Source organism: Wenjunlia vitaminophila DSM 41686 (assembly GCF_000380165.1).
Classification (GTDB): domain Bacteria; phylum Actinomycetota; class Actinomycetes; order Streptomycetales; family Streptomycetaceae; genus Wenjunlia; species Wenjunlia vitaminophila.
This window is the reverse complement of sequence record NZ_KB904716.1, coordinates 1-15,288: the sequence shown is the minus strand read 5'-3', so window position 1 is coordinate 15,288 and position 15,288 is coordinate 1. Positions and strand designations below refer to the sequence as shown.

The following is a 15,288-nucleotide window of genomic DNA, read 5'->3' as shown; positions in this document are numbered from 1 at the left end:
CCCCCCGCCGGGCCTGCTTCACCGGCCGTGCCGCCGCCGTCTACAAGGACACCGTCGTCGGCAGTCCCCTGTGGGTGTACCGGCTGAGCAGGCGCATGAACGTGTCCGTCACCCTCTCCAAGGGCGGCCGGGCCGCCCGTACCGCGGTCGTATGACGGGAAGCACGATGAGCGACACCTCGCCCCGGCGGGACGACGGTCCCCGCCAACCCAGCCCCCAGCCCCCCGCGCCGCGCGGCCGGCCCGACCCGGTGAGCGAGGCCCCAGGGACCACCGACCCCACCGCACCGGACCCCTACTTCGTGCACCGCCGGTTGCTCTTCGCCACGGCCTACCAGTTGCTCGGCACGGTCGGCGACACCGAGGACGTCCTCCAGGACGCCTGGCTCGCGTGGAGCGCCGTGGACCACGCGTCCGTCCGTCACCCCAGGGCCTACCTGGTGCGGACGGTCACCAACCTGGCGCTCAACCGGCTCACCTCCGCCCGGGCCACCCGGGAGACCTACGTCGGGCCCTGGCTGCCCGAGCCCCTGCTGACCGCGCCGGACGCCGCGACGGGCGCCGAGCTGGCCGACACCGTCTCCAGCGCCATGCTGGTGGTGCTGGAATCCCTCACCCCGGTCGAACGGGCGGTGTTCGTGCTGCGCGAGGTCTTCGGCTACACCCACGCCGAGATCGCCCGCACCCTGGACCGTCCCGAGCCCACCGTCCGGCAGGTCGCGCACCGGGCCCGGGCCCACGTCCGGGCCCGCCGAGGCCGGTTCGACACCGACCCGGCCGAACGCGCGAGGGTCACCGAGTCGTTCATGGCGGCCTGCTCGGGCGGCGACCTGAACGCCGTGATGGAGCTGCTCGCGCCCGACGTGACCGTCTGGTCCGACGGCGGCGGCAAGGTCACCGCGGCCCGCCGTCCCCTGCACGGGGCCGACCGCGCCGCCCGTTGGATTCTCGGCACCCTGGCCAAACCCCAGTCCGCCGGCCTGGTCTTCACGCCCGCCTCCATCAACGGCGAACTCGGCGTGCTGTTCTCGGTGGGTGAGCACCTCGTGGGCGCCCTGACCTTCGACCTGTCCGACGGGCTGATCCGCAACCTGCGTCTCCAGCTCAACCCCGACAAGCTCGCAGGTCTGCGTCCCGATGCCGGCGAGGCGCCCGGCTGAGCCGTGCCCTGCGGGCTGGGCCGTGCCCTGCGGGCCGGCCAAGGGCCCCTGGGGGCCCCGGGGGCCGGGGCCCGGCGCGCGGACACGGCCGTTGGGTCGCCGTCAGCCGGGCCCGGGCGCGTGCCGTGCGCCGGGGACACGCACCATGGTGACGTCGACGGGGTCCTCGGCCTCCACGACGAACCCGTGGCGCTCGTACAGCCGGCGGGCGGCACTGCCCTGCAGGACGTGCAGGCGCACGGCCGCCCCCTGGGCGTCGGTACGCTCCAGCGCGCCGCGCAGGACGGCGGAGCCCAGCCCCTGGCCCTGGTGGTGGGGGGCCAGGTAGAAGTGCTCCAGCCACCACCCGTCATCGACGGGTCGGACGGTCAGGCACCCCACGATCTCGCGGTCGGTCACGATGACCGAGGTGTGCCGGGTGGAGAAGGTGTCCCGCAACCGCTGCCGCACCCGGTGTTCGTCGTAGCGCCCGAGCCGTTCGAGGTCCGCGCGCATCACCGTGGCCCGCAGCTCAGCGATCAGCGCGACGTCGTGCGCCGTCGCAGCGCGCAGCCGCCAGTCGGGGCCGGGCCCGGGCTCGACCCGCGCGGGCCCCGCCGGGCTCGGCCCGCCCGCGTTGCCCCGTGCTCCCCGGTTCACCAGGGCAACATATCTCCCCCTGGGAGGCGAGCAGCCACCGCGGGCGGTCGCTGCCGGAGCGCGGGGGCCGTCCGCGCCGCTGACCCGTCCCGGTCGGCAGCGGCGCGGACTTCCGGCCGGACCGGTCAGCGGCGCCCCAGGACCTCGGCGATCCGGATGAACCCGTCCGTGCCGTGCCCCAGTGCGATGGTGCGGCGGGCCAGGCCCTCGGCCGCCCGCATCACGCCCGCGTCAATGCCGTGGGCCTCGGAGGCGTGGACGATGTGGGCCATGGACGACACCGCCGAGGTGATCGGGTTGAGCTCGCCGGAGAAGCTGCCGCTGTCCACGTCCTGCGCGAACTCTTCGAACAACGGGGGCAGGATCGCACCGATCCCCTTGGCGAACGGAGCGAGTTCCCGGGCGGTGACGCCCTCGGCCCCCGCCACCGCGAGTGCGTGCGCGTACCCCGCCATCGCGGTCCAGAAGACGTCGAGCAGCGCGATGTCGTACGCGGCGGCCCGTCCGATGTCCTCACCGAGGTGGGTGTGGGTCCCGCCGAGCGCCTCCAGCACCGACCGGTGCTCCTCGTGGAGCTCCTTCGGGCCGCTGAGGATGAACACCGCGGCCGGGGTCCCGATGGTGGTCGCCGGAGTCATGATCGCGCCGTCCAGGTAGCGGACGCCGTGCGCCGCGGCCCAGGCCGCGGTGTCCCGGGCCCGGTCGGGGACGTCTGCGGTCAGGTTCACCACGGTGCGTCCCTTCAGGGCGTCGGTGACCGGGCCGCGCCGCAGTACGGCGTCCGCCGCGTCGTAGTTCACCACGCAGACCACGGTCAACCCGCTGGCGGCGACGGCCTCCTCGGCCGACCGCGCGCTGACCGCACCCCGCTGGACCAGCTCCAGGTCCCTGCCCGGCGTCCGGTTCCAGACCGTGGTCCGCACGCCGGCGTCGAGGAAGGAACCGGCCAGGGCCCGGCCCATCGGACCGAGGCCGAGAACAGTCACGGCAGACTGGTGGTTGGAGGAAGACATGACTCAACTCCCGCGATGAGGAAAATGCGAACAACACGGATAAGTGGGGCGAAGAGAAGATGACGCGGGCGCGTGCGCAGGACACCAACGTCTGTGGAGTGACAGCCGCGATCGCCGTGATCGACGGCAAGTGGAAGACCGCCCTGCTGTGGCTGCTGGAATCCGGCCCGCGCCGCCCCGGTGAGCTGCGTCGGCAACTCCCGGGGCTGAGCGAGAAGGTGTTGACTCAGGCGCTCAGGGAGATGGAGGCCGACGGGCTGGTGGACCGGGAGGTACACGACGTGCTGCCGTTGAAGACGGTGTACTCCCTGACCGCGTTCGGCCGCGAACTGTCAGACGCCCTGACCGCCCTGTCCGACTGGGGCCACCGCCGCCTGGAACGGCTCGTCGAGACCCAGACCTCCTCCTGACGCACCGGTTCACCCCTTCGTGGTGTGGGCCCGGCGGCTCCCCGACCGGCCAGGACCAGGTTCGCCCCCGCGCCCGTCCGCCGACAAGTACCCACAAAAAGGTGGCTACCGCGCGGTGCCGCCGTGCCAGGAGGGACAACGGCCGGTGCGCCCGGGGTCACCCTCAGGAACGAGTTTGCCGAACCGGCAACATGATTCGCGCAGGGCCCCAATCAGCCGAAGGATGGCCGTACGAGCCGGCGCTCTCGCAGCCGTCACCGGGCGGCCGCGTGGCGCAGGACGGAACGGCAGTCGTGGAGGAACCGTGCCGCAGCCATCCCGAGCCACCGACGCCACCCACCGCGTGGTCCCCACTCCCGCAGGCAGGATCCACCTGGTGGAGCAGGGCGCTGGACCGCTGGTCCTGCTGGTGCACGGCTTTCCTGAGTCCTGGTACTCGTGGCGCCGTCAACTGCCGGTGCTGGCCGCGGCCGGGTACCGTGCGGTCGCCATCGACGTCCGCGGCTACGGACGGTCCTCGAAGCCGGCGGACGTGACCGCCTACCGGATGCTCGACCTGGTCGAGGACAACGTCGCCGTGGTGCACGCGCTCGGCGAACGGACCGCAGTGGTCGTCGGCCACGACTGGGGCTCGACCATCGCCGCAAACTCCGCCCTGCTCAGGCCCGACGTCTTCCGCGCGGTCGGCCTGCTGAGCGTGCCCTACGCCCCGCGCGGCGGGCCGCGGCCCAGCGAGGTCTTCGCCTCGATGGGTGGGGAGGAGGAGTTCTACGTCTCCTACTTCCAGGAGCCGGGCCGGGCGGAGGCCGAGATCGAACCGGACGTCCGCGGCTGGCTCGCCGGCTTCTACGCCGCCTTCTCCGCCGACACCATGCCCGCCCCCGGGGCACCCGACCCGCACTTCGTGAGCCGCGGGGGGACGTTGCGTGACCGGTTCCCCACGGGTGGGCTGCCGGCCTGGCTCAGCGAGGCCGACCTGGACGTGTACGCCGGGGAGTTCGAGCGCACGGGGCTGAGCGGTGCCCTGGGGCGCTACCGCTGCATGGACCAGGACTGGGAGGACCTCGCCGGGTTCGACGGCGCCCCCGTCACCCAGCCCTCCCTGTTCCTCGGCGGGGCGCTGGACGCCTCCACCACCTGGCTGGCCGCCGCGATCGACGCCTACCCCACGACCCTGCCCGGCCTGCGCTCCCTGCACGTCCTCGACGGCTGCGGCCACTGGATCCAGCAGGAGCGCACCGAGGAGGTCAACCACCACCTCACGGACTGGCTCGCCTCCCTGCCCACCTGAGCGGTGCCGGGCCCGGCCGAGCCCGTCCGGCACCGGTGGACCAGGCCGGTGCCGGGCGGCGACCCGGTCACATGAACTTGTTGCTCGGCACCGGGCCGGACGAGCTGAGGTGGGCCCGCTCACCCCGGAGCCAGGAGCCCCGGACGGCCGCGACGAAGTCGGTGAACCGGTCGGTCGGGTCGGCGGGGGTCTCGCCGTCCCCCTCGCCGGGCGACGGGTCGGCAGCCACGATCTCGTCGGCGATCCGGGCCGCCGGACGGTCGTCGGCCGGTTCCCGTTCCACTTCGCCGTCGTCCCTCCGGCGCAGCCGCCGGCCCCAGGGCGGCACCACCGACTGGTGCAGCAGCGTGACGCTGTCGGCGGTGACCGCCGGGGCGTCGGTCCAACTGCTCGCGTGCTCGTGCAGCACCTGTCCCGGTACCCGTTCGTAGAGCGACTCCAGGACTTGGGGTCCGGCGTCGTGCTCGGCCAGTTCGTTCAGGTCGTAGGCGATCACCACGGTGTCCTCCCGCCCGGGAGCGAAGGGCTCCGCGGGGAGGTTCAGTACGTCGGCGGCGGCGAGGCCGAGGATCTGGCTGCCCCGGTCGGGCAGCAGGGACACCGAACGTGGCCGTATCCCGGCGGCCCCGAGCAGCGCCGCCAGCCGCAGCAACCCGTGCAGGCACTGGTCGTGGGAGTCCTGCACCCAGGCGTGCCGGCCGGTCATGCCCGCCCGGAAACCGAACGGGGCGAGGGTGCCCAGGATCGTGCCGCCTATCACGAACTGCCATCCGCGCAGGTCGCTGCCGTCCAGGGGGCTCACAGACGCGGCGTTGGCGGCCCGCTCCAGCATCCGGCGCTGCCGGTCCCGCGCGGGGAGCCACTGCGGGTCCGCGGGGTCCGGCAACAGCGCGTGCTGGCGGTTCGCCAGGGCGAGGTCGCCGGCCATGACGGCGTTGTGGACCAGGAGGTAGCGGTCCGGCCAGTCCGCGAACCCGCTCTCGTGCCGCGTCAACACCTCAACGGCCTCGCGGTGCCGTCCCTGGCGTTCGTACGCGGTCACCAGTTCGCGCACCACCACCAGCGCGCCCGGCTCCTGGCGCAGCACCTCCCGCAGGGCGGGGACCGCCAGGTAGGGAAGGCCGCGTTCGACGCAGGCGTACCCGAAGTCGTAGAGCTCCTGCCCGCCGTCGGGGTTCGCGGCCAGCGCCGCGGCGGCCTCCCGGAGATCGTCGAAGCCCGCCGTGCCGGCAGCCCGTTCCACCACGAGCGCCGCCTCGCCCAGCGGCGCGGCCTCCGCCCCGAGCCTCAGCTCGCGCAGGGCTCCGGGGACGTCCCCGGCGTCCAGGGACTCCCAAGCCTTGAGGAGTTCGGCGGTCTTCGGTCGGCGGTTCCTGGAGGGAGACATGCCGGCGATCATCTCGGACGTCGCGGAGCGACCTCAACACCATTGACGTCATCACCGATTCCGGTGGTGGGCCGGTGCCCGATCCCACTGTCCTGCGATCCCACTGTCCGCGGGGTTCCCCCGGTTCGCGGAAAGCCAACCGCTCCCGTGAACCTGGTCCGGACCCCGTGGGCAGCAGCTCCCTACCGCTGGTGCTCCAGCACGTCCGCGACCACGCAGCTGATGTTGTCCGGACCACCGGAGAGGTTGGCCAGGGCGACGAGCTGGCGCACCGCCTGCTCGGGCTCGGTGGTCGTCACCATCACCCGCCGCACCTCGTCCGGCGGCACGGTGGTGGACAGGCCGTCCGAACAGAGCAGGTAGCGGTCCCCGGGCTGGGCGTCGCGCAGACGCACGTCGGGGGTGGCGTCGGCCCCCGGGCCGAGAGCCCGGGCCAGCAGTGACCGCTGGGGGTGGGAGGAGGCTTCCTCGACGCTGATGCGTCCTTCGTCGATCATGGACTGGACCACGGTGTGGTCGTGGGTGAGCTGGAACAACTCCCCGTCGCGCAGGAGGTAGGAGCGGGAGTCCCCGATGTGGACGAGGGCCAGTTGCGATCCGGTCCAGAGCATCGCGGTGAGCGTCGTTCCCACGGTCTCCGGCGACGAGCTGGTCGCTGCGACGCCGTGCACGGCCCGTTCTGCCTGTTCGATCGCGTCCTCGAGGACGTTGAGGAGATCACCCGCGGGGAAGCCGTTGGTTTCCAGGTGCTTGAACGCGTCGATGGCCGCGGCGCTGGCCGGAGCCCCGCCACTGCCGAAACCGTCGGCGACGGCGAGCAGCCGCGATCCGGCGTAGGCGGAGTCCTGGTTGCTCTTGCGGACCAGGCCGGCGTCGCAGAGCGCGGCGTAACGGAGGCCCAGCGGTTCGGTGGTCTCGGACATGTCGGCGTCCCTCCGGGTCAGGTGGTCAACGAGGAAGGTGGCCAGGTCCCGCCGGGCGGCGGTTTCGGCCTCGACCCCGGCCCAGAAGGCGCGGACCTCCTGAGCCGCCGCTCCCGCGTCCAGCGTGCAGACGTGCTGGATGCGGGCCAGAGGCATCCCCAGGCGGCGCAGCCAGGCGACCAGCCTGGCCCGGTCCCTTTGTTCCGGGGCGTAGAGGCGGTAGCCGGTGACCGGGTCGACGTGGGCCGGGGGCAACAGGCCGAGTTCGTCGTAGAGGCGCAGCGCCTTCGGTGAGAGCCGGGACGCCTTCGCGAACGCCCCGATGGTCAGCAGCCCCATGGGCCCTCCTCCTCGTGCCGAGCACGTCGCCCGGCCCCGCTGATGCTGCGGCCTCCCCCAGGGTGAAGGTCAACGCGGTGGCTCCCGGGTGTCCCGGGGCTCCGGGGACGGGCACGCCCCCGTGCGGCTCACCGACAGCGGCGCCCCGGTGGGGTGTCGGGGGCGAGCAGGGCCGTCCTGGAGGTCCGCGGTTCGACCCCGGCGAGCTCGTCGGCCGTCGGGATCACGCCAGGCCCGCCCACACGTCAACTCCGAACGTTCCCTTCACGTCCGAGGCGATGGTGAGGGCGTTCACCTTGGCCCGCAGGGCGTAGACGGTCGTCTTGCGCGTGCTGTGGACGCTGAGGTGGACCGGGCTGTCACCCGGGTGGTCAGCAAGGATGCGCTTGAGTTCCCGGACGGTCTGTTCGGTGATCCGGTGGGCGGGGAGGGCGAGCCGCACGGGGGGTTTCCCGCCGTGCTCGGCCGAGGACACGTCCAGCACCGCGAGTTCCCTGCCGAAGACGTTCACGGTTCCGTCCCGGTCTTCGATCTTGCCTTTGACGGAGACGACGTTGTCTTCGGCCAGGGCGTGCTGGACGAGGTGGTAGGTGGCGGGGAAGAAGAGGACCTCGATGCTGGTGTCACGGTCCGCGAGGTTCACGATGGCCCAGTGGTTGCCCTGTTTGGTCATCTTGTGCTGGATGCCGGTGATCAGACCGGAGAGCTGTACGTCCCCGGTGGTGCGGCCGGAGGCGAGCAGTTCGGCGATGGAACAGTCGCGCGCCCTGGAGAGGATGTGTTCTGCGCCGTCCAGCGGGTGCGCGGAGACGTAGAGTCCGAGCATTTCGCGTTCGGTCGCCAGGAGTTGTCCGCGGGGCCATTCGGCGTCGTCGACGGGGAAGTCGAGGCCGAAGACCGGTTCGCCGCTTCCTTGGTCGTTCAGTTCCGCGAAGAGATCGTCCTGTCCGAAGCTGGCCGCCTTCTTCACGGGGATGATCGCGTCGATGGCGTCCTCGTGGATGGCGGTGAGGCCCTTGCGGGAATGGCCCAGGGAGTCGAAGGTGCCGGCCTTGATCAGGGACTCCACGGCCCTCTTGTTCAGTGCGGGCAAATCCACCTTGCCGAGGAAGTCGGAGAAGGAGGTGAACTTCCCCTTCCGGCGGCGCGCCTCGATGATGGCCTCGATCACGTTGTCACCGACGTTGCGTACGGACCTCAGCCCGAAGCGTACGTCGTCGCCGACGGCGGTGAACTCGGCGACGGACTCGTTCACGTCGGGTTGGAGGACACGGACGCCGTTCCTGCGGGCGTCGGCGAGGTAGATCGCGGCCTTGTCCTTGTCGTCGCCGACCGAGGTGAGCAGGGCGGCCATGTACTCGGCCGGGTAGTTGGCCTTGAGGTAGGCGGTCCAGTACGAGACGAGGCCGTAGCCGGCGGTGTGGGACTTGTTGAACGCGTAGCCGGAGAACGGGAGCATGACGTCCCACAGGGCCCTGATGGCCTCCTCGCTGTATCCGTTGCCGCGCATGCCGTCGTGGAACCTGTCCCACTCCGCGGCCAGCACCTCCGGCTTCTTCTTTCCCATCGCACGGCGCAGCAGGTCGGCGCCGCCGAGGGTGTACCCGGCTAGTTCCCGGGCGATGCCCATGATCTGCTCCTGGTAGACGAGCAGGTGGAAGGTGTTGCCGAGGATCGGTTCGAGGGCGTCGCGCAGCTCTGGGTGGATCGGGGTGATCTCCTGGCGGCCGGTCTTGCGGTGCGCGTAGTTGGTGTGGGCGTTGGCTGCCATCGGGCCGGGGCGGTAGAGGGCGTTGACCGCGGCGATGTCCTCGAACCTGGTGGGTTCCATCTGTTTGAGCAGGACGCGCATGCCGCCGCCGTCGAGTTGGAAGACGCCGAACGTGTTGCCCTCAGCCAGCAGCCGGTAGGTGTTGGCGTCGTCCAGCGGGATCACGACCGTGGACGGGTCGCCGTCCTGTGGATCGACGGTGGCCAGGCTGATGCCCCGGTTCTCGCGGATGTTCTCGATCGCCTGGTCGATGACGCCCAGGTTCCGCAGTCCCAGGAAGTCCATCTTGATCAGGCCCATGGCTTCGCAGGACGGGTAGTCGAAGCCGGTGATCTTCACACCGTCCGAGGCACGCATGTGCAGCGGGATGCGGTCGGTGAGCTTCGTCTTGGACAGGATCACCGCCGCGGCGTGCACGCCGGTGCCGCGTGTGAGGCCCTCCACCCCGCGGGCCGTGTCGATGACCCGCTTGACGTCCTGCTCGTTCTCGTACATCTGTCGGATCTCGCCGGCCTCGCCGTACCGCTCGTGGGAGTGGTCGAAGATGGCAGCCAGCGGGGCGGGCTTGCCGTTCTGGTCCGGCGGGAGCGCCTTGGTGATCCGCTCGCCGTGGGCGTAGGGGTAGCCGAGGATGCGTGAGGAGTCCTTGATCGCGTTCTTGGCCTTGATCTTGCTGAACGTGTTCACCATGGCGGTGTACTCCCCGCCGTACTTCTCGGTGACGTACTGGACCATCCGGTCGCGCTGACGGTCGTCGAAGTCGAGGTCGATGTCCGGCGGGTTGACGCGTTCGGGGTTCAGGAACCGCTCGAAGAGGAGGCCGTGTTCCAGGGGGCACAGCTCGGTGATGCGGGTGGCGTAGGCGACGATCGAGCCGGTGCACGAACCCCGGCCCGGACCGAGGGGAATCCTGTTGGCCCGGGCGTGGCGGCAGATGTCCGCCACGACCAGGAAGTAGGAGCTGAAGCCCATGGGGCCGATGACCGCCATCTCGGTCTCGAAGCGGTCCAGGACGTGCCGGGGGACCGGGTCCCCGTAACGCGCCGCCAGACCCCTGAGGGTTTCCCTGCGCAGCCACGACTCCTGGGTCTCACCTTCGGGCACGTCCGGGAACCGCGGCATCTCGTCGACGTAGTCGAAGACGTCGTCGTAGGACTCGATGCGTTCGGCGACCAGCAGGGTGTTGTCGCAGGCCTCCGGGAGCTCCGAGAAAAGGCCGCGCATGTCAGCGGCGCTCTTGAGGTGGTAGCCGGAACCGTTGAAACGGAAGCGGCCCGGGTCGTCCTTGTTCTTGCCGACACCGATGCACAGCAGGCTGTCGTGGGCGTCCGCCTGGTCCTCGGTGACGTAGTGGGCGTCATTGGTGGCCAGCAGGGGGATGCTCAGTTCCCTGGCCAGGCGCAGCAGGTCCGCACGGACGTCACGCTCGATGTCCAGGCCGTGGTCCATCAGTTCCAGGAAGTAGTTGTCGCGGCCGAAGACCTCCTGGTAAGTCGCGGCAGCGGCCTTCGCCTCGTCGTACTGGTTCAACCGCAGGCGGGTCTGGATCTCACCGGACGGGCAGCCGGTGGTGGCGATGATGCCGTCCGGCCGTTCAGCGATCAGCTCCCGGTCCATGCGCGGCTTCCCGGCGGGGAACTGCCCCTCGTAGCTGGCCTGTGTGCTCAGCCAGAACAGGTTCCGCAGGCCCTGGGCGTTCCGCGCCCACATGGTCATGTGGGTGAAGCGGCCGCCGCCGGAGACGTCCTTCGACCCCTCACCGTCCGCGCTCGTGGCGCGACGGCCGCCCGCGCCCCAGAACTCCTGCCTCCGGGCGAACCGGGAGGAAGGCGCGACGTACGCCTCGATGCCGATGATCGGCCTGATCCCTTCGAAGCCCTTCGCGACCTGCGCGAACTCGTAGGCGCCGAACATGTTGCCGTGGTCGCTCATCGCGATGGCAGGCATCCCCTGCCGGGCCACCTCGTCGAACATCGGCTTCAGCTTCTGCGCGCCGTCCAGCATCGAGTACTCGGTGTGGTTGTGCAGGTGGACGAAGGAATCCGGCACGTGTGGTTCGCCTCCGAGGTGAGTGGGAAGCCCCATCCCGGCCGGGCACGGGTCGGGCCGGCCGACCCCTTCGGATGGCTGGCCGGCCCGACCCGTCGCGGTGGGTCACGCCGATGGGGGTGGCCAACGGGTCGCACAGCCCGTGAACGCGACCAGCCCGAGCCCCGGAAACGCAGGCCAGGTAGCGAGCAGCACGGCTCATGCCGTACTCCTTGCCCAACCACATGTTGACCATGGACATCAAAACCAGCGTGGCGTACCAGAATCAAACAACCATTTTGCCGTCTAGGATCAACCAATGGTTGTCCAACTAGGATGGTCGGTGTGGACCTCACTGCCGTGCGCACCTTCGTCACCGCCGTGGACGCGGGACAGTTCCAAGAAGCCGCCGCCCACCTGTCGATCACCCCACAGGCCGTGTCCAAGCGCATCGCGGTGCTGGAGAAGGACCTCGGCGTGCGGCTGTTCAGCCGCACGGCCCGCGGGGCCGCGCTGACCATCGACGGGCAGGCGTTCCTGCCCCACGCCCGGGCTCTCCTCCAAGCCGAGGAACGGGCAGCCGCTTCCGTGCGGCCAGGGCACCGGGCGTTGCGTGTGGACGTGATCGGCCGCAGGATCTCAGTGGCGGGTCTGCTGCGCGACTTCCACCGCGCGCATCCCGAGACGCAACTTGACGTCGTGACCCTGTTCGACTCCGACACGGCCATCGCCGCCGTCCGGTCCGGGACGATCGATGCGACCTTCCGTGCCGTGACCATGCCGGGCCGGCAGCTCCCTGACGGTGTCGAGGCCACTCCGGTCCTCGACGAACCGCTGCTCCTGTTGACCGGACCGGCACACGAGTTCGCTGCCGCCCGTGTGGTCGCCCCCGCCCAGCTCGCCGGGCGCCGGATCTGGATGCCCGGCAACCTGCCCGGCACCGAGTGGGCCGCCTACTACGACGAACTCGCCGCCACGTTCGGTCTCACCATCGACTCGATCGGCCCGAACTTCGGCATTGACCCCCTCCTCGACACGATCGCGGGCTCCTCGACGCTGGCGACCTTCGTCAGCGAGCAGACCCCGCTGGTCTGGCCCGCCGGCTACGACCTGCGGCGCGTTCCCCTGCGTGACCCGACCCCGGTCTACCCGCACTCCCTGATCTGGCGCACCGACAACCCGCACCCCGCCCTCACCGCACTCCGTGAGCACCTCACCTCCGCGTACCCCGGCCGCCCCGACAGCGGGGTCTGGATGCCGGAGTGGGCCCAGCGCGCCCGAGCGGGGACACCCGCGGCCCTTTGACGGCGGCGTCCTCCGGGCTGGCCCACCCGCGCGACGGCGTTCCGGTCGCTACCGCCCTCCCGGTGTGGTCGGTCAGGGCAAGACCTCGACGTACCCGTCGGTGCCGTGCACACGGATTCGCTGGCCGTCCCGGATCAGCCGGGTGGCCCGCTCCACGCCCACGACGGCCGGCAGGCCGTACTCCCGGGCGATCACCGCACCGTGGGACATCAGGCCGCCCACCTCCGTCACCAGGCCCGCGACTCCGACGAACAGGGGTGTCCAGCCGGGGTCCGTGAAGGCCGTGACCAAGATGTCACCGGGCTCCAGATCGGCCTCCGCCACGTCGAGGACGACGCGGGCCCTCCCCTCGATGGTCCCGGCGGAAACCGGGACACCGATCAGGGCACCGGCCGGCACGCCGTCGCGCCGGTACACCCCGGTGACGGCCTCACCGTCCGATGTGAGCACCCGGGGCGGTGTGAGGGCGTGGTACGACCGGAACGCTTCCTTGCGCTGCTGGATGAGCTGGTCATCCACCTGGTGGGAGCGCACGGCATCGTGGAACTCCTGGAACGTGAGGTAGAAGACGTCCTCCCGCTCAGGAATCACGTCGGCCCGCACGAGGCGTTCGGCCTCCTCCAGCAGGGCCCGCTTGTAGACGAAGGAGCGGCTGACGATGCCGTACTTCGGGTACTCCCGGTACCCGATGAAGGTTCGGACCCGGTCGATCATCCGCTTGGTCTCGTCGGCCTTCCGGTCACCGTCCGGCAGGGCGCGCAACCGGGACAGCACGTCCCGTTCCTTCTCCCGCGCCTTCTGCCGGCCCTCCTCGAAACGCCGCCCGGCGGCGCCAGGCTCGAAGTTCCTGACGTTGTCGAGGATCGCGGGCACCAGCGTGGTGGGGCGTTCGCGCCAACGCGGCCTCGTGATGTCGATCTCGCCGACGCAGCGCATGCCGTACCGGTCGAGGTAGGCCTCGATGGCGTCGCGCGCTTCGGTCCCGCCCGGGAGCTTCGCCAGCTCGTCCAGGAAGCCCTCGTCCTCGACGCCCTCCAGGAAAGCCACCACCTCCGGGTGCGGGCGGATCACGTCCGCGACGTCGAGCAGCGCCAGTCCCATCTCCGACGTGACGTTGTCCGGGGCGGACAGCGTGAGCGTGTCAGCCGCGTTCCTCTCGCCCAGCCACTCCAGCAGCCTGTCGTTGAGCCACCACGTGGCCTCCATCCCCGCCATGAGCGCCTGATGGCTCAGCGGATCGCTGAGGACGTGCTTGTGCTCCTCGAAGGCAGCCAGCAGGAAGTCGAACAGCGCCGGTCCGGTCTTCGTCCGGATGTCGCGCTCCAGGGCGGCGACGGACGCCTGGCTCCGCTCGATCAGCTCGGTGACGATGGCCGGATCGGTCTCGACCGGGGCGGGCGCACCGCCGGCCGGCGGCCCGCCGGGACCCGCGTCCGGGAGCGACGGGACGAAGCCGTCACGGTCGAGGACGGTCTCCAGCGCGTCCCTGACCAACGGATCGGATCTCCCCGTGAGCTCAAGGAAGCCGGCGCGGCTCGCGGGCGAGGCCAGGCGCCGGGTGACGTCGACGAACAGCCGCCCGCCGGCGGCGAGCATCGGCACCATGGCCGTGAGCTGCCACACGGAGAGGCCCAGGGGCTTCATGGGGTCGGTCATCATCTGCCCGTGGCCAACGGAGACGTAGACGTGGTTCTCCTGGTCGCCGGTCTCGGGGACGGGGAACAGCGTCGTGATCGGCCGGCTCTGAACGACCTGGAAGTCATCGTCGACCAGGCACCATTCGATGTCCTGCGGGCAGCCGAAGTGCGCTTCGATCCGCCGCCCGAGCTGCACGAGCCGCACGACCTGCGCGTCGGTCAGCGCGGGCTGCTCCTGCCGCTGCGGGTCGACGGCCACTTCCCGCGTACCGCCACCCGGCAGGGCCCGGATGGCACACTGTTTGGCGGTGACCGCCCTGGCGACGACCTCGCCGTTCCGCACCGTGAAGACGTCCGGGTTCACCAGGCCGGAGACCACGGCCTCGCCGAGGCCGAAGCTGGCCTCCACGGTGGTGACCTTCCGGTTGCCCGTGACGGGGTCGGCGGTGAACAGGACGCCGGCCGCGTGCGGGAAGGCCATCCGCTGCACGACCACCGCCATGTGGACCGTGCGGTGGTCGATGCCGTTCCGCTGGCGGTAGGTCACGGCCCGCTCGGTGAACAGCGAGGCCCAGCACCGACTGACGTGCCGGAGGATCGCCGCCGGCCCCACGACGTTCAGGTACGTGTCCTGCTGGCCGGCGAAGGAGGCCGTCGGCAGGTCCTCCGCCGTCGCGCTGGACCGGACGGCGCAGGCGGCCTGCTCGCCGAGCCGGGCGAGCGCGCGGGTGATCGCCCCCGCGAGGTCGCCCGGGATGGCGATCCCCTCGATGGCCCGGCGGACCTGCGCGCTGAGCGTGCGGATCGCCTCCCGGTCGTCCGGGTCCAGGCACGACAGTTGGTCGAGCCGATCGTCGATCGACGCTTCCGCCACGATCCGCCGGAAGGCGTCCGTCGTCACGCAGAAGCCAGCGGGCACGCGGACGCCCTCGATCCGCGTCAGCCCGCCCAGGTGCGCACCCTTGCCGCCGACGACCGCGACCCGCGTCTCGTCAACCTCCTGGAGATCCCACACGTACTGCTCGATCACCGCGACGCCTCCGAGGCAGTGGTGTCCCGTTGCACCGCACCGGCCGACCGCGCCGCCCAGCAGGGCGGAGCGCACCCCCGCACCCCCGCGCCGAGCGCTCGCGGCGGCACGGCCGGTCCCACCACTGGTTCGACGCCACCGCGCCCCCCGTACGTCGACAACACAGGCACGTCGTGCCCCCCATTTCCGCAGGTTGTGGCCTTGGCCGACGATTTTGCGCCACCACCGGGGTCTTGCCGCAAGGCCCCCGGTGCGCTATACGTTAAGAGTGGCGAGGAGAGGGATCTCCTCGCTTTTGCCTTGTGCCGCCCGCTGGAACTGACACGTTCCACTGACAAGTTCCACTGACAAGTTCC

The 15,288-nt window shown here is 71.0% G+C and carries 10 protein-coding genes; 4 read left to right on the top strand and 6 right to left on the bottom strand.

Features of this window, described 5'->3' with window-relative positions:
• The first annotated feature begins 151 nt into the window (after window positions 1-151).
• Window positions 152-1,159 (top strand): RNA polymerase sigma factor SigJ, encoded by a 1,008-nt coding sequence (sigJ, locus tag A3IG_RS0125215; protein WP_236719051.1) that lies wholly within the window; start codon window positions 152-154, stop codon window positions 1,157-1,159.
• A 102-nt stretch (window positions 1,160-1,261) separates the two neighbouring features.
• Here sigJ and A3IG_RS0125210 read toward each other — a convergent pair whose 3' ends face one another.
• Together A3IG_RS0125210 and A3IG_RS0125205 are read right to left on the bottom strand one after the other, a co-directional pair.
• Window positions 1,262-1,798 (bottom strand): GNAT family N-acetyltransferase, encoded by a 537-nt coding sequence (locus tag A3IG_RS0125210; protein WP_018386370.1) that lies wholly within the window; start codon window positions 1,796-1,798, stop codon window positions 1,262-1,264.
• 125 nt (window positions 1,799-1,923) lie between these two features.
• Window positions 1,924-2,811, bottom strand: a complete 888-nt coding sequence (locus A3IG_RS0125205; RefSeq protein ID WP_026220644.1) for an NAD(P)-dependent oxidoreductase — start codon at window positions 2,809-2,811, stop codon at window positions 1,924-1,926.
• Window positions 2,812-2,870: 59 nt separating this feature from the next.
• On the opposite strand from A3IG_RS0125205, the gene A3IG_RS0125200 reads away from it, so the two are divergent.
• Window positions 2,871-3,221 carry a winged helix-turn-helix transcriptional regulator gene (locus tag A3IG_RS0125200; RefSeq protein WP_026220643.1) on the top strand — a complete coding sequence of 117 codons (351 nt, stop codon included), beginning with the start codon at window positions 2,871-2,873 and terminating at the stop codon, window positions 3,219-3,221.
• Window positions 3,222-3,525: 304 nt separating this feature from the next.
• Complete coding sequence (locus tag A3IG_RS0125195; protein ID WP_018386367.1) at window positions 3,526-4,512, top strand: alpha/beta fold hydrolase; 987 nt, start codon at window positions 3,526-3,528, stop codon at window positions 4,510-4,512.
• A 67-nt stretch (window positions 4,513-4,579) separates the two neighbouring features.
• Here the strand turns inward: A3IG_RS0125195 and A3IG_RS0125190 are convergent, their stop codons facing one another.
• From A3IG_RS0125190 to dnaE, 3 genes are all read right to left on the bottom strand, one after another.
• Window positions 4,580-5,899: a hypothetical protein gene (locus A3IG_RS0125190; RefSeq protein ID WP_026220642.1), complete on the bottom strand. Its 1,320-nt coding sequence runs from the start codon at window positions 5,897-5,899 to the stop codon at window positions 4,580-4,582.
• Between the two features lie 182 nt (window positions 5,900-6,081).
• Window positions 6,082-7,161 carry a protein phosphatase 2C domain-containing protein gene (locus tag A3IG_RS0125185; RefSeq protein WP_018386365.1) on the bottom strand — a complete coding sequence of 360 codons (1,080 nt, stop codon included), beginning with the start codon at window positions 7,159-7,161 and terminating at the stop codon, window positions 6,082-6,084.
• Window positions 7,162-7,384: 223 nt separating this feature from the next.
• On the bottom strand, window positions 7,385-10,981 hold the full coding sequence (gene dnaE / locus A3IG_RS0125175; protein WP_018386363.1) for a DNA polymerase III subunit alpha: 3,597 nt from the start codon (window positions 10,979-10,981) through the stop codon (window positions 7,385-7,387).
• A gap of 324 nt (window positions 10,982-11,305) precedes the next feature.
• Between dnaE and A3IG_RS0125170 the strand changes: the two genes are divergently transcribed.
• The gene (locus tag A3IG_RS0125170; protein WP_026220641.1) at window positions 11,306-12,265 is read left to right on the top strand and encodes a LysR family transcriptional regulator; all 960 of its coding nucleotides are present in this window, start codon (window positions 11,306-11,308) and stop codon (window positions 12,263-12,265) included.
• Between the two features lie 72 nt (window positions 12,266-12,337).
• Here A3IG_RS0125170 and rph read toward each other — a convergent pair whose 3' ends face one another.
• Complete coding sequence (gene rph, locus A3IG_RS0125165; protein WP_026220640.1) at window positions 12,338-14,932, bottom strand: rifamycin-inactivating phosphotransferase; 2,595 nt, start codon at window positions 14,930-14,932, stop codon at window positions 12,338-12,340.
• Window positions 14,933-15,288 lie beyond the last annotated feature (356 nt).

What these genes read in the sequence shown, in the direction of transcription:
- sigJ (WP_236719051.1), top strand. Translation starts at nt 152, where the DNA reads ATGACGGGAAGCACGATGAGCGACACCTCGCCCCGGCGGGACGACGGT.
- A3IG_RS0125205 (WP_026220644.1), bottom strand. Translation starts at nt 2,811, where the DNA reads ATGTCTTCCTCCAACCACCAGTCTGCCGTGACTGTTCTCGGCCTCGGT.
- A3IG_RS0125200 (WP_026220643.1), top strand. Translation starts at nt 2,871, where the DNA reads ATGACGCGGGCGCGTGCGCAGGACACCAACGTCTGTGGAGTGACAGCC.
- A3IG_RS0125190 (WP_026220642.1), bottom strand. Translation starts at nt 5,899, where the DNA reads ATGTCTCCCTCCAGGAACCGCCGACCGAAGACCGCCGAACTCCTCAAG.
- A3IG_RS0125185 (WP_018386365.1), bottom strand. Translation starts at nt 7,161, where the DNA reads ATGGGGCTGCTGACCATCGGGGCGTTCGCGAAGGCGTCCCGGCTCTCA.